This is a genomic window from Pseudomonas sp. 2957 (assembly GCF_031456345.1).
Classification (GTDB): Bacteria; Pseudomonadota; Gammaproteobacteria; order Pseudomonadales; family Pseudomonadaceae; genus Aquipseudomonas; species Aquipseudomonas siliginis.
On record NZ_JAVDUL010000002.1, the window covers coordinates 725,237 to 745,300 of the forward strand.

General features: G+C 60.6%; 20 protein-coding genes. 7 read left to right on the plus strand and 13 right to left on the minus strand.

Features of this window, described 5'->3' with window-relative positions:
* Nucleotides 1-190: 190 nt before the first annotated feature.
* On the plus strand, nucleotides 191-1,999 hold the full coding sequence (locus tag J2Y39_RS08790) for a monovalent cation:proton antiporter-2 (CPA2) family protein (RefSeq protein WP_095182026.1): 1,809 nt from the start codon (nucleotides 191-193) through the stop codon (nucleotides 1,997-1,999).
* A gap of 121 nt (nucleotides 2,000-2,120) precedes the next feature.
* On the opposite strand, the gene hcnC is transcribed toward J2Y39_RS08790, so the two are convergent.
* From hcnC to J2Y39_RS08810, 4 genes are all read right to left on the minus strand, one after another.
* Entirely contained in the window at nucleotides 2,121-3,380 is a 1,260-nt protein-coding gene (gene hcnC / locus J2Y39_RS08795) for a cyanide-forming glycine dehydrogenase subunit HcnC (protein ID WP_310216776.1), read from the minus strand.
* Nucleotides 3,373-4,782, minus strand: a complete 1,410-nt coding sequence (hcnB, locus tag J2Y39_RS08800; RefSeq protein WP_310216779.1) for a cyanide-forming glycine dehydrogenase subunit HcnB — start codon at nucleotides 4,780-4,782, stop codon at nucleotides 3,373-3,375. Before hcnB ends, hcnC begins: the two co-directional genes overlap by 8 nt.
* A complete protein-coding gene (locus tag J2Y39_RS08805; RefSeq protein WP_310216782.1) occupies nucleotides 4,779-5,093 on the minus strand; it encodes a (2Fe-2S)-binding protein in 315 nt (104 codons plus the stop codon). Before J2Y39_RS08805 ends, hcnB begins: the two co-directional genes overlap by 4 nt.
* Nucleotides 5,094-5,511: 418 nt before the next feature.
* Nucleotides 5,512-6,441: a hypothetical protein gene (locus J2Y39_RS08810; protein WP_056788998.1), complete on the minus strand. Its 930-nt coding sequence runs from the start codon at nucleotides 6,439-6,441 to the stop codon at nucleotides 5,512-5,514.
* A 307-nt stretch (nucleotides 6,442-6,748) separates the two neighbouring features.
* On the opposite strand from J2Y39_RS08810, the gene J2Y39_RS08815 reads away from it, so the two are divergent.
* On the plus strand, nucleotides 6,749-7,432 hold the full coding sequence (locus J2Y39_RS08815; protein ID WP_056788996.1) for a response regulator transcription factor: 684 nt from the start codon (nucleotides 6,749-6,751) through the stop codon (nucleotides 7,430-7,432).
* A complete protein-coding gene (locus J2Y39_RS08820) occupies nucleotides 7,410-8,804 on the plus strand; it encodes a HAMP domain-containing sensor histidine kinase (RefSeq protein WP_041477024.1) in 1,395 nt (464 codons plus the stop codon). Before J2Y39_RS08815 ends, J2Y39_RS08820 begins: the two co-directional genes overlap by 23 nt.
* Before the next feature lie 131 nt (nucleotides 8,805-8,935).
* Here J2Y39_RS08820 and J2Y39_RS08825 read toward each other — a convergent pair whose 3' ends face one another.
* From J2Y39_RS08825 to J2Y39_RS08840, 4 genes are all read right to left on the minus strand, one after another.
* Nucleotides 8,936-9,346, minus strand: coding sequence for an SRPBCC family protein (locus tag J2Y39_RS08825; RefSeq protein ID WP_310216787.1), 411 nt, complete (start codon nucleotides 9,344-9,346; stop codon nucleotides 8,936-8,938).
* 21 nt (nucleotides 9,347-9,367) lie between these two features.
* Nucleotides 9,368-10,165: an SDR family oxidoreductase gene (locus J2Y39_RS08830; protein WP_310216790.1), complete on the minus strand. Its 798-nt coding sequence runs from the start codon at nucleotides 10,163-10,165 to the stop codon at nucleotides 9,368-9,370.
* Nucleotides 10,166-10,516: 351 nt separating this feature from the next.
* The gene (locus tag J2Y39_RS08835) at nucleotides 10,517-11,185 is read right to left on the minus strand and encodes an HAD-IA family hydrolase (RefSeq protein ID WP_310216793.1); all 669 of its coding nucleotides are present in this window, start codon (nucleotides 11,183-11,185) and stop codon (nucleotides 10,517-10,519) included.
* A gap of 56 nt (nucleotides 11,186-11,241) precedes the next feature.
* Complete coding sequence (locus J2Y39_RS08840; protein WP_056788985.1) at nucleotides 11,242-11,655, minus strand: response regulator; 414 nt, start codon at nucleotides 11,653-11,655, stop codon at nucleotides 11,242-11,244.
* Between the two features lie 198 nt (nucleotides 11,656-11,853).
* On the opposite strand from J2Y39_RS08840, the gene J2Y39_RS08845 reads away from it, so the two are divergent.
* Nucleotides 11,854-12,795 (plus strand): class I SAM-dependent methyltransferase, encoded by a 942-nt coding sequence (locus J2Y39_RS08845; protein ID WP_310216796.1) that lies wholly within the window; start codon nucleotides 11,854-11,856, stop codon nucleotides 12,793-12,795.
* A gap of 122 nt (nucleotides 12,796-12,917) precedes the next feature.
* On the opposite strand, the gene J2Y39_RS08850 is transcribed toward J2Y39_RS08845, so the two are convergent.
* Entirely contained in the window at nucleotides 12,918-13,697 is a 780-nt protein-coding gene (locus J2Y39_RS08850) for a helix-turn-helix transcriptional regulator (protein WP_310216799.1), read from the minus strand.
* A gap of 111 nt (nucleotides 13,698-13,808) precedes the next feature.
* Between J2Y39_RS08850 and J2Y39_RS08855 the strand changes: the two genes are divergently transcribed.
* Together J2Y39_RS08855 and J2Y39_RS08860 are read left to right on the plus strand one after the other, a co-directional pair.
* On the plus strand, nucleotides 13,809-14,912 hold the full coding sequence (locus J2Y39_RS08855) for a polyamine ABC transporter substrate-binding protein (RefSeq protein ID WP_150741119.1): 1,104 nt from the start codon (nucleotides 13,809-13,811) through the stop codon (nucleotides 14,910-14,912).
* A 72-nt stretch (nucleotides 14,913-14,984) separates the two neighbouring features.
* On the plus strand, nucleotides 14,985-16,109 hold the full coding sequence (locus J2Y39_RS08860) for a P1 family peptidase (protein WP_310216802.1): 1,125 nt from the start codon (nucleotides 14,985-14,987) through the stop codon (nucleotides 16,107-16,109).
* Between the two features lie 217 nt (nucleotides 16,110-16,326).
* On the opposite strand, the gene J2Y39_RS08865 is transcribed toward J2Y39_RS08860, so the two are convergent.
* A complete protein-coding gene (locus J2Y39_RS08865) occupies nucleotides 16,327-16,959 on the minus strand; it encodes a TetR/AcrR family transcriptional regulator (RefSeq protein ID WP_310216804.1) in 633 nt (210 codons plus the stop codon).
* A 158-nt stretch (nucleotides 16,960-17,117) separates the two neighbouring features.
* Between J2Y39_RS08865 and J2Y39_RS08870 the strand changes: the two genes are divergently transcribed.
* Nucleotides 17,118-17,558 carry a hotdog fold domain-containing protein gene (locus J2Y39_RS08870; protein WP_310216807.1) on the plus strand — a complete coding sequence of 147 codons (441 nt, stop codon included), beginning with the start codon at nucleotides 17,118-17,120 and terminating at the stop codon, nucleotides 17,556-17,558.
* 62 nt (nucleotides 17,559-17,620) lie between these two features.
* Here the strand turns inward: J2Y39_RS08870 and J2Y39_RS08875 are convergent, their stop codons facing one another.
* The 3 genes from J2Y39_RS08875 to J2Y39_RS08885 form a co-directional block, all read right to left on the minus strand.
* Nucleotides 17,621-18,307 carry a GNAT family N-acetyltransferase gene (locus tag J2Y39_RS08875; protein ID WP_110600861.1) on the minus strand — a complete coding sequence of 229 codons (687 nt, stop codon included), beginning with the start codon at nucleotides 18,305-18,307 and terminating at the stop codon, nucleotides 17,621-17,623.
* A gap of 87 nt (nucleotides 18,308-18,394) precedes the next feature.
* Nucleotides 18,395-18,952 (minus strand): YceI family protein, encoded by a 558-nt coding sequence (locus J2Y39_RS08880; RefSeq protein ID WP_252876548.1) that lies wholly within the window; start codon nucleotides 18,950-18,952, stop codon nucleotides 18,395-18,397.
* A 61-nt stretch (nucleotides 18,953-19,013) separates the two neighbouring features.
* The gene (locus J2Y39_RS08885) at nucleotides 19,014-20,039 is read right to left on the minus strand and encodes an acyltransferase (RefSeq protein ID WP_252867849.1); all 1,026 of its coding nucleotides are present in this window, start codon (nucleotides 20,037-20,039) and stop codon (nucleotides 19,014-19,016) included.
* Nucleotides 20,040-20,064: the final 25 nt, after the last annotated feature.

A 20,064-nucleotide genomic window follows, 5' to 3' on the forward strand; every position in this document is an offset into this window, starting at 1 on the left:
ACAGACCTGATGGAAGCTGCCCTTGTGGGAGCGAGCCTGCTCGCGAACGCGGGGCATCAGTCAATGGATAGGTGGCTGACCCGGCGCATTCGCGAGCAGGCTCGCTCCCACATTGGTTCTCGAATGGTCTGGAGACCGCGTAACCCTTATCCTTGTCACCCCCGCCGTAGCCGTAGTCAGGAGTCGTTCCATGCCCCATGAAGGCAATTTGTTGCAAGCCGCCGTCGTGTTTCTGTTCGCGGCCGTGCTCACCGTGCCTTTGGCCAAACGTCTGCAACTGGGCGCGGTGCTCGGTTATCTGTTCGCCGGGGTGATCATCGGCCCGTCGGTGCTCGGTCTGATCGGCAACCCGCAAAGCGTTGCGCATATTTCCGAGCTGGGCGTGGTGTTGCTGCTGTTCATCATCGGCCTCGAATTGTCGCCGCGGCGCTTGTGGGTGATGCGCAAATCGGTGTTCGGCGTCGGTCTGGCGCAGGTGCTGCTGACCGCGTCGGTGATCGGCGTGCTGGCACTGGCGGTGTTCGGCCAGCCGCTGAACAGCGCGATTGTGCTGGGCCTCGGTCTGGCGCTGTCCTCCACTGCCTTTGGCTTGCAAAGCCTTGCCGAACGCAAGGAACTGACCAGCCCCCATGGGCGGCTGGCGTTTGCGATTCTGCTGTTCCAGGACATCGCGGCGATTCCATTGATCGCCCTGGTGCCGATGCTCGCCGGCGTCGATCATCACACCAGCACCGCCGACGATATTCGTCACAGCTTGCAGGTGCTCGGCGGCATTGCCGTGGTGGTGATCGGCGGACGGTATCTGCTGCGTCCGGTGTTCCGCGTGGTGGCAAAAACCGGTCTGCCGGAAGTGTCCACCGCCACCGCGTTGCTGGTGGTGATCGGCACGGCGTGGCTGATGGATCTGGTCGGTGTGTCGATGGCGCTGGGTGCGTTTCTCGCTGGTCTGCTGCTGGCGGATTCGGAATACCGGCATGAGCTGGAAGCGCAGATCGAACCGTTCAAGGGCCTGCTGCTCGGGCTGTTTTTCATCAGCGTCGGCATGGGCGCCAATCTCAGCCTGTTGTTGAGCGCGCCGATCACCGTATTGGGCCTGACCTTGTTGCTGATCGGTCTGAAATTGCCGCTGCTGTTCGTGGTTGGGCGCTTGGCAGGAGGATTGAACAAGATCAGCGCAATCCGCCTCGGCATCGTCCTTGCCGCCGGCGGTGAGTTTGCGTTCGTGGTGTTCAAGATCGGCCGCGATCAGGGCCTGTTCGAGCCGCGTCTGTACGATTTGCTGGTGCTGACCATCACTCTGTCGATGGCGCTGACGCCGTTGTTGCTGTTGATCTGCGCGCGTCTGGTCAGCCCGAAAGTGCAGCCGGTGGAAGTGCCGGAGAAATTCCGCGAAATCGACACCGAAGCACCGCGCGTGGTGATTGCCGGCATGGGCCGGATGGGCCAGATCGTGGCGCGGATTCTGCGCGCGCAGAACATCAAGTTCGTTGCGCTGGACACCTCGGTGGAAACCATCGAACTGTCACGCAGCTTCGGCGGCGTACCGGTGTTCTACGGCGACCCGATGCGCCCGGAAATCCTTCACGCGGCGAAGGTCGGCGAGGCGGAATATTTCGTCATCGCCACGGACGATCCGGAGACCAACATCAAGACTGCCGAAGTGGTGCACAAGCTATATCCGCACATGAAAATCATCGCCCGCGCGCGTAACCGTCAGCACGTGCATCGCCTGGTGGATGTCGGCGCGGAAGCGATTCGTGAGACCTATTACTCGAGCCTGGAAATGAGCCGGCGCACGCTGGTCGGCCTCGGTCTGACCCAAGCCCAGGCCGATGCGCGGATCAAGCGTTTCAAGCATCACGACGAACAGGTGCTGGAGGCGCAACACGCCGTCTACGACGACGCCGCCAAAGTCCTGCAGACCGCCCAGGAAGCCCGGGCGGAACTGGCCAAATTGTTTGAATCGGATCAGCTCGAAGAGGAAGCCCGAAAATCCTGATCGTGCCTTGCCCAGAACCAACTGTGGGAGCGAGCCTGCTCGCGAAAGCGTCGTATCAGTCACCCAATACTTCACTGACAGATTGCATTCGCGAGCAGGCTCGCTCCCACAGGGGATTGGGTCAGACCAGTTCCAGCGCGGGCGCAGGCTCGACGGCTGTGACTGCAAACCGATCCGCCAGAAACGGCGTGATATCCAGCGGCAAGGGCTCGTCATTCACCAGTTTATCCAGCAGCACACCGGTAATCGCTGAGGTCAGAATGCCGGTGCGGAAGTGCCCGCAAGCATTCAGATAACCCTCGACCCCACGCATCGGCCCGAGGATCGGCAACTCATCCGGCGAGCCCGGGCGCAGCCCCGCCCAGGTGCGCTTCAGATTGACGTCCACAAGCTCCGGCAGACAGCGCACCGCGCCCTGCACCAGCCCGGCGATTTCCGGGTAGGTGGTGGTGACGTCGAAGCCTTTGTCTTCGGTGGTGCTGCCGATAAGGATTTCGCCGTTGTCCTTTTGCGCCACGTAGCAATCGCTGGTGGTCAGGCAGCCGTTGAGGATTTTCGGCATGCGTTCGGTCAGCAGAATCTGTCCTTTCACCGGTTTCACCGGAATGCGAATCCCCGTGGCCCACTCACTCAGATCCGCCGCCCAGGCACCGGCGGCGTTGATCAGCGTCTTGCAGTGGAACACCCCCGCCTCCGCCGTCTGCACGCCGGTCACGCGAGTGCCGTGATGCAGCACGCCGGTGACGTTGGTGTTGACGAAGATATCGACGCCGTTCTGCCGCGCACCTTCCATGTAGGCATCCGCGAGGCGGAACGGGCTGACCTGATGGTCGCAGAGAAACTCCAGCGCCCCGCGTGCTTCATGGCTGACACTCGGTTCCGCCGCGCGCAACGCCGCCTGATCGAGCCAACGCACCTGATCGGCCAGATGCGGAATGCAGCCGACGATGTGCTCGGCGTAGAGCCGGTCTTCATCGTCATAGATCACGAATTTCAATCCGGTCTTCTCGAACTTGCAATCCATGCCGTGATTGTCTTTCAGCTCGCGGTGCAGCGCCGGGTACAGCGCGTTGGACTGCAAGGCAAAATCGAAAAACGACGCCGGCAAGATATGCGGCGTACTGGCGTCCACCGCGACTGCGGCGCCCTGGGTTTCGCGCTTGCGGTTGGCCGACATCATGCGAAAGAAAATCACCCCGCAGCCGAGGCCGACCGACTCGCCGATCGCCCACAAACCGCCAGCCGAAGCGCGGGTCGCGTTGCCGGGGCGCTTGGCGTCGATCAGCGCAACTTTCAGATTTTTGCGCTTGGACAATTGGTAGGCGCAGGAGGCGCCGATCACTCCGCCACCGGCAATGACCACGTCGTAGAACTTACTCATGGCAAGCGCCCTCCTTGCCGACGGACTGGAACGCGGAAAACGGCACCGGATCAATCGGGAAGCGCGGGCGCAACCAGCCGACATCCTGACGTCCGGTGGCCTGGCGCAGGCGATCGCTGCAATAGCCGACGCACATCCGCCCCTGGCAATCGCCCATGCTCACGCGGGTGCGCATTTTCAGGCTGGCGATGTCTTGCACACCCTGCTCCAGCGCCAGATCGATGTCGGCGCGGGTCGCATGTTCGCAGCGGCAGATCACTGTGTCGGCCGCAGGCAAAGCAATCTGCCCGACACCGCGCTCGGTGTAGCGATCCACCGCCGCACGAAAGCGCACGATGGCTCTGAGCTTGCTCGCGTAACGATCGCGGCGCACCCGGGCCAGCTCGGCGTCGAGCACACCGCGTTGCAGCAGGATCGAAGTGGCGGCGATCTTGCCGGCGAGCATCGCCGCTTCGCCGCCGCGGATCCCGCCCATGTCGCCGGCCAGATGCACATGCGCCACGCTGCTTTGCTGCCAGACACTGGCGTGGGCACGCAGGTAGCCATCGGCGCTGAAGCCGTGATCAAGGCCCATCTGCTGGCTCAATTGCGTGCGCGGAATAAAACCGTAACCCACCGCCAGCGTCTGCGCTTCAAAGCGCTCGACCCGCGACAGATCTGCCTCCCACGTCGGCGAATACGGCGCGACGCTAACGCTTTTCAGCTCGCCGTCGCCATGGGCTTCAACCACGCCCCAACCATAGTTCATCGGGATGCCGTGCAGCTTCAGATAAGCGAGCATGCTCAAGCCGTCGAGGAACAGCTGCGGCTTGTTCAGCAGCGCCAGACTCTCGCGGGCGATCTTGCCGAACGCACACGCCTCGTAGACGCCAGCGACACGCACGCCGGAGGCATGCAACTGGGTCGCAACCAGCGGCAGCAACGGCCCGGTGCCGGCGATGATCACCGGCCCCCGCGGCTTGACCACGCCACTCTTGATCTGCAATTGAAGACCACCGAGCAGAATCACTCCCGGCAACGTCCAGCCGGGGAACGGCACACTGCGTTCGTGACATCCAGCGGCCAACAGCAGTTGCGGATAAGCGATCTCGTGCAGTTGCTCATCACCGTCGAGCACCACCACTGCGCGGGTGCCTTCGGCGCCGACCACGCGATGGTTGAGGCGCACGTCGATCAGCCCTGACTGCTGCTGAAATTCACCGTGCAGTTTGTCCAGTGCTTCGGAATAACGCGGGCCGAGATAATCCAGCTGCACACCATCACGCAGCGGCCCGCGATAGACCACGCCGCCGAGGCGCGAAGCCTCTTCGAGCAAGGTGCAGCGCACGCCGTGGCGCGCCAGTTCGATGGCCGCCGCCATTCCCGCCGGCCCGCCGCCGACTATCAACGGTTGCAGGCTCATACAACCTCCTGCCCGACGACGCGGTTGACTTGGGTTTCAATCAGCATGCCGTCGCACACCACGGTCTGGCAGGCGCGGCGCTTGTGCCGACCGTTGATTTTCACCAGACAGCACTGGCACACGCCCATGCCGCAATAGGCGCCGCTGATCTGATCGTGGTCATTGCGTGCGATCTGGCGCACGCCGAGGGACTGGATGACGCTGAGAACGGTTTCGCCGATGGCGGCGCTGACCGCTTGGCCATTGATGTGCACGGTCATGTCCGCCTGCACCAAGGGCTGGATATCGAAGGTTCTTTCTAGGCAGTTCATTACGGTGTTCGTCCGTGAAGATTCAGTTGAGGTTGTGTCAGCTCCTTGCTGCACTACGCCTCGTCGACGCTTTTTATTGCTGTGTTTTCAACGTCGACGCGGATACTTCGTCAGCGCAACAAGGTGCGCGACAAGCACTGTAGCTCATACCTCAGCGAAGGCCTGGATCATTTACGGTAGGCGATATCGCCAGACGAAATATTGATCCAGGCCAGTGAAAATGGCGGGATGGAAACGGTTAGTTGGAGAAAACGAACTGGCCCCGCAGAAAGCAAAAAGCCGCTTTCACCCGAAGATGAAAGCGGCAGAGGCATCCTGCCTCAGAGGGATCAGTGTACGAACAGGGCGATCAGGATGATGATCGGGATCGGTACGCCGAGGAAAAACAGCAGTAATGAGCGCATGGTGACTCTCCTTTTTAACGGACCGGAGTGGTAGTGGTGTAGGTGTCGACTTCAACGTACTCGACTGCATCGCGACGACGACCGCCGAAGGTGGCTGCCAGGCTGGCGAAGAACGCACCGGCCAGCAGCGCGACGAACATCCACAGCGAGGTGTAGGCAGCGACTTTGGCGGCGGTATCGGCCGCTTGCTGAGCTTTCAGTTTGGCGTCAGCGATGGCTTTCTGGGTGTTGGCGTAGATTTCGTCGACACGACGTTCAGCATCGGCCTGGCTCAGGTTGGTACGTTGCGATACCAGTTGTGCGAGGTAGGTGCGATCTTCGGCGCTGAGCTGACCGTTGGCCAGGCTTTGCGTGAAGATGCGGGTCACAGTGCCGCGTGCAGCGTCATCGCTGACGGCAGCAGGACGATCATCGCGGAACAGGCTGTCGACGAAGTAGCCGTACTGATCGCTGTCAGTATTGGCTGCGGCAGAGCCGGCGGCCTGGCTCATCGCACCGGCAGCACCGCCGACGACGTTGGCACCCGCCTGCACACCGCCACTGACGACGCTGCTGACCGAACCGACCACCAGCACAGCGGTCACCAAAGTAGCGACGCACCAGGCGAGGAAACCATGGGCGGTGTCGCGGAAGTAGACTTCGTCACCGTGCATGTTTGCCCACTTAACGCGCAGACGGCCGGCAATGTAGCCGCCCATGCCGGAAGCGATGATCTGCGTCACCGCCAGCCAGACGATCGTTGAAATGCCCAGGCCCTTGGCGCTGACGCCTTCTCCGGCCCACGGTGATACAGCCGAAAAGCCCAGGCCAAACCCGAGCAGCACCAGAATCATCGACAGCGCGGCGGCAGCCGCAGCACCGGCGAAGATCGCGCCCCAGGACACGCCTGACACGCTGCTCGACTCTTCCAAGGCAGGATAATAGCCATCAGGGGATCTATTCATTGTTGTAGTGCTCCAGGCATGAAAAATGGTGTTACAAGTCGTCGTGTGAGCAATTGCAGTGACCGTGCCAGTCGCACACTTTTAATAACTTCTTTTCTTTCAATGAGTTACAAAACTTGAACTTCCTCGGACCGTGCAAGTTGCAATAAAGCGCATCCGATTGCGGGTTTTCTGCATTAACCAAAGCGTGGCAAATCCGATCAGTTCTGATTCAACAGGCGATGAAGATGAAAGTTAATTTAAAGCGTCACGGCAAATTCTTGGCAAAATGCTGCCATTCCGTTTGAACCGATCAGCAGGCCTGCCTATGACTCGTATCTTGACCATCGAAGACGACGCCGTGACCGCGCGGGAAATCGTTGCCGAACTGAGCAGCCACGGGCTGGACGTCGACTGGGTCGACAATGGCCGCGAAGGCCTAGACCGCGCCGTGAGCGGCAACTACGACCTGATCACCCTCGACCGCATGCTGCCCGAGCTGGATGGTCTGGCCATCGTCACCACCCTGCGCACCATGGGCGTGGCGACGCCGATTCTGATGATCAGCGCCCTCTCCGATGTCGATGAGCGCGTACGCGGCTTGCGCGCCGGTGGCGATGACTACCTGACCAAGCCGTTCGCCACCGATGAAATGGCCGCGCGGGTCGAAGTGCTGCTGCGCCGGCAGAACAGCGTCGCCACCCAGGCCACCACGCTGAAAGTCGCCGACCTCGAGCTCGACCTGATCAGCCACGAAGCCCGCCGCGCCGAGCAGGTGCTGACGCTGTTGCCCACCGAATACAAACTGCTCGAGTTTCTGATGCGCAACAGCGGCCAGATTCTCTCGCGGATGATGATTTTCGAAGAGGTCTGGGGTTATCACTTCGACCCGGGCACCAACCTGATCGACGTGCATATCGGCCGGCTGCGCAAAAAGATCGACGCGGCCGGCAACGTTCCGCTGATCCGCACGGTACGGGGCTCGGGCTATGTCATTGCCGAACCCGTCTGACGGCTGGCGCTCCTCCAGCAGCCGCTTGCTGGCGCTGTACAGCTCGCTGTTCGTGGCGTGGAGCGCGATCCTCATGGGGGTCATGTATTACGAGGTGTCCGGCTACCTCGACAAGCTCGCCAAACATTCGTTGATGCAACGTCAGCACCTGTTCTCGCATTTTCGCGGCGAGCAACTCGAAGACGCGCTCGCGGCCAGCATGACCTTCGATATTCGCGGTATCGACGCCTATGGTCTGTTCAGCGCTGACGGTGTTTACCTGGGCGGCGCACTCCAGCAAATTCCCGAAGGACTGCCGCTGGATGGCAAGATCCATATGCTCGCCGAGTGCGCCGATTCCGATGACCCGACCCTGCCGAGCGACAGCTGCGATGCCGTAGCCACGCAAACCCGTGACGGGCGCTGGCTGGTGCTGCTGCGTGACAATGGCTCGCTGTTCGCGGTGACGCGGATCATTTTGCACGCGTTGTTCTGGGGCGTGTCGTTGACGATTATTCCCGGGGTCGCCGGTTGGCATCTGCTGCGGCGTCGACCGTTGCAGCGCATCCGCGCGATCCAGAACAGCGCCCAGGCCATCGTTGCCGGCGACCTGACGCACCGCTTGCCGCTGTCCAATCGCCGCGATGAACTGGACATGCTCGCCGCCATCGTCAACGCCATGCTTGAGCGCATCGAGCGCTTGATGAACGAGGTCAAAGGCGTCTGCGACAACATCGCCCACGATTTGCGCACGCCGCTGACCCGCCTGCGCGCGCAGTTGTATCGCATGCAGCAACAGGCCGGCGAAGGTTCGCAAGAAGCGGCGCAACTGGACTTGGTACTGGCTGAGGCGGACACGCTGATGGCGCGGTTTCGCGGTTTGCTGCGGATTTCCGAACTGGAAGATCGCCAGCGCCGTTCAGGTTTCGTCGAACTTGATCCGGTGCGTTTGCTGGAGGAGTTGCACGAGTTCTATCTGCCGCTGGCCGAGGAAGGCGATCTGCGCTTTCAGTTGAACATGCCGGAGACGCTGCCGCCGCTCAATGGCGACCGCGCGTTGCTGTTCGAAGCGCTGGCGAACCTGTTGAGCAACTCGATCAAATTCACCCCGCCCGGCGGTACGGTGATGTTGCGTGGGGTCAATGCCGGTGGGCAGACGCGGATCGAGGTGCACGATTCAGGGCCTGGGATTCCCGAGGCGGAACGTGAGGCGGTGTTCCAGCGGTTTTACCGCACCGAGGGTGGCCAGCCGCAGAGTGGTTTTGGTCTGGGGTTGTCGATCGTTGCGGCGATAGTCAGCTTGCACGGCTTCAGTCTTGAAGTCGGCAGCAGTGATCTGGGTGGGGCGAAACTGGTGCTGGATTGTCGGCAGAGTTTGATCAGTCAGGCCTGACGTCTCGCGCCGATCGTTCCCACGCTCCGCGTGGGAATGCCTCAAGGGACGCTCCGCGTTCCGGCTTTCGAAATGGGACGCAGAGCGTCCCGGGCTGCATTCCCACGCAGAGCGTGGGAACGATCTGCGTCTCAGGTTGGGTAATTGGCCCGCAAGGCTTCGAGCCCGCCCTGGTAGATGCCGTTGAACAGCGCCACCACTTCTTCATCGCTCACGCCGACCGCATTGAAGCGCCCCGACCACGTCACACGCGAGCCCTGCCCTTGGGCTTCAACCTTGATCGTCGCCAGGTAATCGCTGGCCGGAAACGGTGCCTGTTCGATCGAATAGCTGTACGTTCGGGCAGCGTTGTCGAAAGTCTGCAGACGTTCGACCACTACGCCGCCGTCAGCGGTGTGCAGGGTGCGCACTCGCCCGCCTTCGCTCAGTTCGCTGTTGGTGATCAACGGCAGCCAGTCCGGCAGCGTGTTGAAGCCGCCGATCAATTGCCAGACCTGATCGGCCGAGGCCGGGATGTCGATGGTTGCGGATGCAGTTGGCATAAAACCTCTCTTTTGGAAAATTCAGATAGTCAGGCTGTCGACCACACCGCCATCAACGCGCAACGCTGCGCCAGTGGTGGCCGAGGACAGCGGTGAAGCAATGTAAGTGACCAGATGCGCCACTTCCGAAACATCCGCCACGCGCTGAATGATCGAGGTCGGACGGGCCTTGCGCACAAAGGCGTCGGCTTCGTCGCGCAGATTGCGCCCGGACTCGGCGGCCGCGTCCTTGAGCATGTCCTGCAGGCCATCGGTGAAAGTCGGCCCCGGCAGGATCGCGTTGACCGTAACACCGGTACCAGCCAGACGTTTGGCCAAGCCGTGGGACACCGCCAGGTTGGCGCTTTTGGTCACGCCGTAATTGAGCATGTCCGCCGGCGTCGCCACCCCGGATTCCGATGACAGAAAGATCACCCGGCCCCAACCCTGCTCAACCATCGCCGGCACATAATGCCGCGCTAGGCGCACGCCGGAAATCACGTTGACCTCGTAGAAGCGCGTCCACTCGCTGTCGGGAGTCTCGAAGAAATCGACGTCGTTGAAGATGCCGAGGTTGTTCACCAGAATGTCCGCGCGCGGTTCGGCGGCGAACAGCTTTTCCGCACCCTCGGCCGTGCCCAGATCAGCGGTCAGACCACGCAACTGCGCGCTGGGCACCGCGTTGCGTATGCTCGCCAGCGCCTGCTCGACCTTGGCCGTGTCACGACCGATCACCACCACCGTCGCCCCGGCTTCGGCCAGCGACTGGCTGATACCCAGACCGATGCCGCCGGTACTGCCGCTGACGATGGCCAGTTTTCCACTCAGATCGATCTTCATGCGTTTACCTCATTAGCAAGGAGTTCCACCGCGCTCGACTTTAGCGACGATTTCAGAAGCATGGATCAGCGTAGTTGCGATATTGCCGGCATGGTTGAGCTGCCGACCGGTGACGGGGATGTTGTTTGATCGACGATCCCCTGTGTCTGGCAGACCGTAGCCCCTCACCCTAGCCCTCTCCCGGGGGAGAGGGAACCGATCGAGTTGTGCCGAATTTGACGTCGACCTGAAAGACCATAGCGATTATGGATTCAGAGAAGACTTTTCAAGTCGGCGTATTACCTGAATATCCCCCGGTCAGTCCCCTCTCCTTCCGGGAGAGGGCTAGGGTGAGGGGCATTTCGGAACAGATCAGATTTCCGTCAGACGAAGCAGACCATCGGCGCCGACGCTGACGCTGATCGCAGCGTAACTGGCCAACGTCGCATGCGCCGTTTCGATCGGATGCTGGTGCGTGGTGGTGATGATCATCAGTGCAGCGCCCGCCGCTTCCGCAGCCTGAATACCAACCGTGGCGTCTTCAAAAATGAGGCAATCCGCCGGCTCGACACCGAGCTTTTTCGCCGCCAGCAGATACCCCGCAGGATCAGGTTTGCCAGCCTTTACATCTTCCGCCGTGATCATGACCGCCGGCTCGGGGATACCCGCCGCCGCCATCCGCCGCAACGCCAGATCGCGAGGCGCAGACGTCACCATTGCCCAGCGATCTTTCGGCAGAGCGTTGAGAAATGCCGCCGCCGCAGGAATCTCGACAATGCCTTCAACGTCATTGATTTCCGCTGCGGTGATGAACGCCGCTTGTTCATCGGCATCCACTCCCGGCAGATTCAGCCGGGTGATGGTGTCGATCGCACGTGCGCCATGTATGGTCGGCAAAAACGTCTCGACATCAACACCATGACGCACCGCCCACGCTGACCAGATGCGCTCGGCGGCGGCGATGGAATTGAGGACGGTGCCGTCCATGTCGAACAGGAACGCGCCGAATGCGCGATCAAAAACCGATGCTTGTGCAGACAAAAGAACAAATCCTCTGACAGTTGGCCGGGCAGCCTGGCCCGGCAATGTAGCACTTGTCAGTGCAACTGCGGGGCCTTGGATTTGAACGCACTTTCCACACAGTCGAGCAATTGACCGATCGCCCACGGCTTCTTGATGAACGCCACCGAATGCTTGACCCCGGAGGTCTCGGGCGTCTCGTAGCCGGACATGACCATCACCGGTTTTTCCGGCCAGCGATCGCCGACCAGATTCGCCAGGTCGGCGCCGTTAAGCGTGCCGGGCATGGTGATGTCGGTCAGCAATAGCGCGACGTTCGCCGCGTGTTCTTCCAGATACAGTGAGGCGGCGTCGGCGCTGGTTTGCGGTTCGACCTTGAACCCTTCCTCCTGAAGAATTTCGCAAAGAAACTCCAGAATCAACGGATCGTCCTCGACAACCAGAATCAACCCGCCAGGAAGATGCGCGCTCGACGTAGGTGTAGGGCACATGAACAGCACTCCCCCGAATTACATTTTTGATAAGCGGTTTTGAATCCGCTGCTTATCTGGTATGAGCAGCGCGCCCTGTAGAAATTCATTTTTGATACAGAGGATTTCGCCAAGGTGTTGTTTTTCGAAGCGCAGCGCCCATCGAATCCCCTCATTTGTGGTTAAAATGCCGGCCCTTTGCCTGGCCGATCCTGATCCATGACCCCTGAAGCCCTCGCGACCCTCCACGCTCATTTGCTGCCCGTACTGGCAACGGCGCCCAGCGAAACCCGCCGTTTGTTTCACGGCCGCGGGCGCTGCTGGCCGGGGTTGGAGCAGTTGACCGTGGACTGGTTGCAGGGCGTAGTGCTGGTGTCGCTGTTCAAAGAACCGGCGCCTGAGCAACTGCAGGATCTGCGGGATTCGCTGCTGCAACTCGCCGCCTCGCCCCAATGGCAGCAGTCCGGTGCACATACCCTGCTGATCCAGCACCGTTACCTGCCGCAAAGCACGGCCGAATGGCTGATCGGTGAGGAAATCGAAGAAATGACCATCGTCGAGGGCGGCTTGCAGTACCGGGTCGACCTGGGACGCAAGCAGAACACCGGACTGTTTCTCGACATGCGTTACGGCCGCAAGTGGGTCCGCGAACAGGCAGCGGGCAAGCGGGTGTTGAACCTGTTCGCTTACACCTGCGGCTTTTCCGTAGCGGCAATCGAGGGTGGCGCCAGCCATGTGGTGAATCTCGACATGTCCCGCGCGGCCCTGAGCCGAGGGCGTGACAATCACCGCCTGAACGGCCACGACCTGAGCAAGGTCAGCTTTCTCGGCCACGACCTGTTCAAATCCTGGGGCAAAGTGATCAACAGCGGCCCGTACGATCTGGTGATCATCGACCCGCCGTCGTTTCAGAAAGGCAGCTTTTTGCTGACCAAGGACTATCAACGGGTGCTGCGCCGCTTGCCGGAACTGTTGACTGAGCAAGGCACAGTGCTGGCGTGCATGAACGATCCGTCGTTCGGTTCCGACTTTCTGATTGATGGCGTGACCCAGGAAGCGCCGACCCTGCGCTTCGATCATCGGCTGGACAATCCGCCGGAGTTTCCCGATATCGATCCAGAGAGCGGCCTGAAAGCCCTGGTCTTCCAGCGCAGCCACTAACACAGCGTAAGTTCACCTGTGGGAGCGAGCCTGCTCGCGAAAGCGCAGTGTCAGATAACAATTTTGTTGACTGATACACCGCTTTCGCGAGCAGGCTCGCTCCCACACAAATTCTGCGTTGGTCACAAAGCCGTCGGCCGCAGCACCAGTGCAAACAACTCACCATGCCCGGTGACGTTGAGCTTGTGATAGAGATTGCGTCGATGCACTTTCACTGTCTCCGGCGAAATCCCCATCTGCTGGGCCATCGCCTTGCTGGAAAAGCCCTGCAGGATCAGACGCGCCGTGTCGATCTCGCGCGCGGTCAGCCGGGCATCGAAACGGTCCAGCAGCGTCGCCAGATCACCTACCACCGCGTCAGCCACCGGCCCTTGCGGCGGCAGCAACTGCATGTGGCGATGCATCGCCGCCACTACCCAGTCACGAATGCACAACAGTCGGCCCTGCTCGGCCATGCCAAACGCGGTCGAGCGGCCCAGGGACAAGCCGAGTACCGCGCCTTCGACGTTGATCAGAAACTGCAATTCATCCTCGCCCACCACGGCACGAAAGTAGCTCTGGTAATACTCGCTGTGCAGAAACTGATCCGGCGCAACAGAGGCCAGGCTGTGCAGGCCGTCGCTGATCCCGCTGACGGCGGCTTGATAGAACGGATCGAGCAGGTACATGCCGGCGGTATAACCGGCCAGCTCCTGCTGGTCGTCCACGCCCCCCTTGCTGTCGAAGTCGATCAGCAAACGCGGCGGCTGGCCGGGCTGCATCAGGGCGACGAGGGCATTGTCCAGCGGCACCAGCAGGCGCAGGGTGTCGACCAGCGCGCGCCAGAAACCGTCCTGCCCGAGGTGGGAAAATACCCGCGCCAGACTCTGATGCACCGGCAATTCCTGCAACAACGCGTCCACGCACTACCCCTTTCGAGTAACCCATGATGGGAATGGGGCTGGTGTGACCGGCCCGTTAGCCTGACCACTCCAGTTCCTCACCGGCCTGCGACAGGCCAGGAGTGCCGCATCATGCGTCGTCACCGTGGATCTATCAACCCGGGCCTGCTGGCCTGTTTTTGTCTCTCCTCGGTCGCCATGGCGGCAGACGTACCGAGCGTGCATGTCTACAACTGGTACGACTACATCGGGCCGAACACGCTGCACGATTTCCAGCGCGACAGCGGCATCCGGCCGGTGTACGACACCTTCGACAGCGCCGAAGTGCTCGAAGGCAAACTGATGACCAGCCGCAGCGGCTACGACGTTGTCGTGGCGAGCAACTTCAGCCTGCCGACCCTGATCAAGGCCGGCGCCCTCGCCCCCTTGCCTCGCGATCAACTGCCAGGCTGGCAGAATCTCGACCCCGAGCTGTTGAAAAAACTCGCGGTCAACGATCCGGGTAATCAGTACGCCGTGCCTTACCTGTGGGGTACCAACGGCATCGGCTACAACGTCGACAAAGTCCGCGCCGCGTTGGGTGACAAAGCGCCGGTGGATTCCTGGGAGTTGCTGTTCGACGAAGCCAATCTGGCCAAACTGAGCGAGTGCGGCGTAGCGATGCTCGATTCGCCGTCGGAGATGCTGCCGGTCGCCCTGCATTACCTGGGTTTGCCGCCCAATAGCACCGATCCCGAGGACTACAAAAAAGCCGAAGCACTGCTGCTCAGGCTGCGCCCGCACATCGCCTACTTCAACTCTTCGAAGTTCATCAGCGATCTGTCCAACGGCAATATCTGCGTGGCGGTTGGCTGGTCCGGGGCGATGCTCGAAGCCAAGACCAACGCCGAGCAGGCCAATAACGGCGTAAAGATCGCCTACAGCCTGCCAAAGGAAGGCGCGCCGGTGTGGTTCGACACTCTGGTACTGCTCAAGGACGCGCCCAATCGCGCCCAAGGCCTGGCGTTTATCGATTACCTGCTGCGGCCGGAGGTGATCGCGCCGGTCAGTGATCACCTGTCGTACCCGAATGGCAATCGCGCCGCGACAACGCTGGTGGCAGCAGCAACTCGCGACAACCCGGCGGTCTACCCGTCCCCTGCCGCCATGGCCACTCTCTACACCCTCGAACCCTTGCCCAAAGCCGCCGAACGTGTGCGTACGCGGGTGTGGAGCAAGGTCAAGAACGGCCAGTAACCCGCGCAAGAAATCTGCCTGCCTCATCCGAGCGGTAAGCCGCCCGACCTTTTGAATCAAGAGACTGAATCTATGAATCCGCGTGCCCGTGATCTCGATATCCTGATTGGCCAGATGCAACCCGGCCCGCTCAATGCCATCACCGATGTGCCGGGCGTGCGCGTCGGTCACAGCAATGTACGCGGTCGCAGCAGCAGCGGCCGTGACATCTGCACCGGCGTCACGCTGATCGAGCCGCGCCCCGGCTCGACCTGCCAGAAACCGTGCTTTGCCGGCGTGCATGTACTCAATGGCAACGGTGATGCGACCGGCCTGGAATGGATTCGCGAGGCCGGTCTGCTGACCAGTCCGATTGCCTTTACCAACACCCACAGCCTGGGTGTGGTGCGGGATGCGCTGATTGTGCTGGACCGTGAGCAACAGCCGGATGACGGGCGGCTTTACTGGAATATGCCGGTGGTGCTGGAAACCTTCGATGGACTGCTCAATGACATCAACGGCTTTCACGTCAAGCCCGAGCATGTCGCCGAGGCACTGAACGGCGCCGTGGATGGGCCGGTAGTCGAAGGTGCGGTGGGTGGTGGCAGCGGCATGATCTGCCATGAATTCAAGGGTGGTATCGGCACCGCATCGCGCCGTTTGAGTGCTGCCCAGGGAGGCTGGACCGTTGGCGCGATCGTGCAGGCCAACCACGGCATTCGCAGTGAATTACGCGTCGATGGTTACCCGGTCGGGCGCTATATGGAACAGAAGGATTCACCGTTCCTGCGGGCAGCGTTGCCGCACCCGGGCATGGGCTCGATCGTCGTTTGCCTGGCGACTGATGCGCCGCTGCTGCCCCATCAATGCACGCGCCTGGCACAGCGTGCCAGCCTGGGCCTGGCGCGTACCGGCGGCGGTAACGAAGACCACAGCGGCGACATCTTCATTGCCTTCGCCACCGGCAATGATCACGTCCCGCCTGCCGCTTACGAGGCTAAACGCGCAGCCACCTGTGACGGTTTGCGCATGGTCAACAACGACCACATCAGCGAGCTGTTTCTGGCCGCGACCGAAGCCGTTGAAGAAGCGATCATCAATGCCCTGCTCGCCAGCGACAGCAGCGAGGGCAACGGTCATTCGGTGCCGGGCCTGGATGCGCAGACGCTTCTGGCGGCGCTGAAAAAATCCGGTTGGCCGGGATCGCGTCCGGCATGAACCGGCATTGTGCAGGGACGACTGGCGGTACTTGAGTCGTCCATTGCACGCTCCCAGGATGAAGCTACGCGGTGCCTGGATTGATCCGGCGCTGCGTAGGCGTGGGTGTACTGACTCCCAATCAAGCCCAAGTTCTGCTTCACACGCCTCTTGAGCCTCACGGGCTCTACTTCCTCCCCATCAAAGAGCTTGGAGGCTCTTTTTTTGTCTGCGTATTTCAGTTCTCGGCGAGACCTTCGGCGCGAATCGACCGCCATGCCGCCTGCGCAAGCACTTCGCGATAAGCCATCGGACTGCCCTTAACTCGCCCTGCCAGCCAGGCCCGGCAGTAACTGTCCGCCTGGCCGATGATCAGCGATGGCAGCAACTCCGCAGGCAAATCCTTAAGCTCAGCGGCGCGACCCGATTCGGCCAACCACTGGCCCAAGCGCAGGTTGCGCGTCTTGTTGCGCTCGGCCAGCTCTTCCTTGAACGGGCCTTTGGTCACTGCAAATCGTGCGTGGTACTGAAAGCGCGCCCACTGCGGCTGCTGCTCGACCCAGTCGACATAGCTGAAGACCAGCGCCTGCACTCCTTCCTCCGTGGTATTGGCCGCGTCCAGATACGCATCACGCAGACGCGCCTGATCCTCCAGCGCGGTGAAAAACAGCGCCGCGACCAGTCCTTCCTTGTTGCCGAAATGGTGGTAGATCGCGCCGACGCTGGTGTCGCATTCGGCGCGAATCATCTCGATGGTGGTCGCCTCGATTCCCTGTTCGTTGAACAGGTTCAAGGCCTGGCGAAAGATATCGCGTTTGAGTTCGGCGCGGCGGCCGGGGTAGCTGCGTTCCAGTAGATCGGCGGTGTCCATTCTGCTCGGGTCCAAAAACGAAGGTTGAAAAAGGCATCAAGTGCCCGTGAGCAAATCGCGCCTAGGTTGACAGATTTGCCGCGAACAGAATACCGTTCCGTTACAGAACATTATTCTGTAACGGAACATCATTCTGCAAACCACCCAGTGAGGCTTCCATGAGTCAATCTCTCAGCATGTTCAACAGCGTCGGCGCGGATGCATTCAGCAAAATGGCCTGTCAGTTCGCCCCGTACTTCAGCACCATCAATCCGCTGATCAGCGAATTGCGCCCGAACGCCGCCACCGTACAAGTGCCGTTTCGCAAGGAAATTACCAATCACCTTGGCACGGTGCATGCGATCGCCCTGTGCAACGCGGCGGAACTGGCCGGCGGAATGATGACCGACGTCTCGATCCCGTCCGGCGCGCGCTGGATTCCAAAGGGCATGACCGTGGAATACCTGGCCAAGGCGAAAACCGACGTCACCGCCGTGGCCAGCGCCGAAGGTGTGGATTGGCAAAGCGATGGCGACAAGGTGGTCAACGTCAACATTCACGATGCCGAGGGCAAAAAAGTCTTCACCGCGCGCATCACCATGAACGTCAAGATCGGTTGAAATTGCAGGCACAAAAAAGCCCTTGCTGCGCAATGCGCAGCAAGGGCTTTTTACTGGCCGGGTCAGTGCAGAGTCAGGCGCTGACGGACAAACTCTTCTACGTGGCGGCTGGTCTGGTCCAGATGGCGGTCGCGTTGTTTTTCCGCATCGAGCATCGCGCGCTTGCCGTTTTTCTGCAGCAAGTAAGTATGAATCTGCTGCACTTCCAGCGAGCGGTAGATCGGCGTGGTGTCGATGAACCCGCGCAAGCCGTTGCTGCGGTAATGCCGCGTGCTCATCAGCACCTGCGTTTCGCGCTGGCCGATCACTTCAAAACCCAGCGCCTCGAAATACGGCACCTTGCCAATGCTGCAGGCCAGTTCCGCATGCGGATAGCGCCCGACCATGTCCGCGAGCATCGCCCGCGCCACACCCTGACGCCGATGGCCTTCACGCACCGCCATGTACGCGACGCTGCACGCCTCCCAATCGCCCTGCACCGGCAGACAGATGAGAAATCCGATGACTTGCTCTGGATCCTCATCGTCAGTGGCCACCAGCAATTCCACCTCGGTGCCCTTCTGGCCGTTCAACGCCTCGAGGTACAGATGCACCTCATAACCCACCGCGTACTGATAAACGTTGTACAGCAGATTGCTCGGGCCGAGGCCGACAGCACTGATGTCGGTCAGGTAATCGACGACCATTTGCAGGATCTGGCTGTTGACGCTTTCCGGGCATGGGGAGGTGTAGTGGGTGATGCGTGGCATGGGCAAACTCCGGCGATAAAAAACGTTGCCGATGATCAGAGCCGTCGACGAACCGCGACATCATACCGCGCCGAATCTATCGAACCGTCACTGTTGTGGCGCCACCACCCTGAATTTGATGTAGATGTCCTTCGACACCACGCTGTCCGCCCACTCCCCTGCGCCGAGGCCGAACTCCTCACGGTTGAGCACCAGCTCGCCGTCGAAAATGCCAATGGCGTTGTCCGGTTTCAGCTCCACCGGCACCTCGACATCGCGAGTGACGCCCTTGAGCGTGAGCTGACCGGCGACCTGGTAACGATGCTCGGCCACCTGGGTGAAGCGGCGGGACTCGAATACCGCGAGCGGGAATTTTTCAGTATCGAACCAGGCGGGTTTCACCAGCTCGGTATTGGCGTCTTCGCTGCCGGCGTCAATGCTGCTCAGGTCGATATGCAAGGTGGTGCGGGCGTTGGCAAGGTTTTCGGTATCTAAATCCAGAGCCGCCTCGAACTTGCCAAAGGTGCCGTACATTCGCGAGCCCATCTGGTTGTAGGTGAAACTGATCTGGCTGGCGCTGGTGTTGACCCGGTTATATTCAGCGGCCTGCGCACAGGCCATGACAAAGGATGTAAACGCGGCAACCAGCAGCAATCGCGACGTCATGGAATTCTCCGGGCGGCGTGTGTCGTCGGGGCCTTGGTTGACTTAAGCAAACAGCCGAGCGTTATGCCAGTTCACGCTCACTCACAGGGAATACAATTTTCTCGGCGCTCCCCGGTTGAACCGGCCTTTCCTTCGCCCTGCCGCGCAGGTGGTGACGCAACTTCAGCGCCGGTCGCTCGACGCAGTAATACGTCAGGCCACTGCAGAAAAATGACAACGCCAGCACCGCTCCGACAACGTAGGCGTCATACGCGACGGGCCAAAAACCCCGCAGTAGATACATCACCACAAAGTGGTTAAGAAACACGCCATAACTGATATTGCCCAGGAACTCGTCCATCCGGTGGAACTTGAGTTTGGTCAACAGGTAGACCAAGGGAATGCCCACCGCGATACCGAGAGTGACTTCGGCATTGAACGGATGACGCTCAATCCATCCGACCATGATCGCTACAAACATCAGTCCCGCCGCAACGGCTGTGCCGGTGACAACGACCATTGCTCTGATATTGCGTTGGTACAGATAGCAGCCGCACAGGAAGATGAACAACACGCCCGGCAGCAGACGATATCCATAGACGTCGGTATTGATAAAGCCAAGGCAAGCCAGCAAAAAAATCCCGACCGAGACAGCAAAGGCGACACCCTGCGTCTTGAAAATCAGCAGAAATGGGATCAACAGATAAAAACTCATTTCCAGCCCCAGCGACCAGCCCGGTGGCAGGATCTCGGTCCCGCCGACGCCGAACATGTAATAGCCAAGCGGTAGCATGAGCAAACTGGTGGACAGGGTCTTCCATGTCAGCTCAGCCGCTTGGGGCGTACCGGGCAACAGAAAATGAATAACCAGACACGAGGCGACGAAGTAGACCAGAAATTGCGGATACAACCTCAGAGCCCTGTCGATATAGAACAGACCGATCTTCCTCGGCTCACGGTAGTTTCGCTCGATGAGCGAAGCCATGACGAATCCACTGATGATCAGGAACGAGATGACGGCGATCACACCAGGATTCAGTCCGGCGAACTTTTTGCCCATATGAGATACAGCGACCAACACCGCCAACAGCAGTCGAAAAGCTCCCACTTGAACCCTCGTCATTCCCTTATTG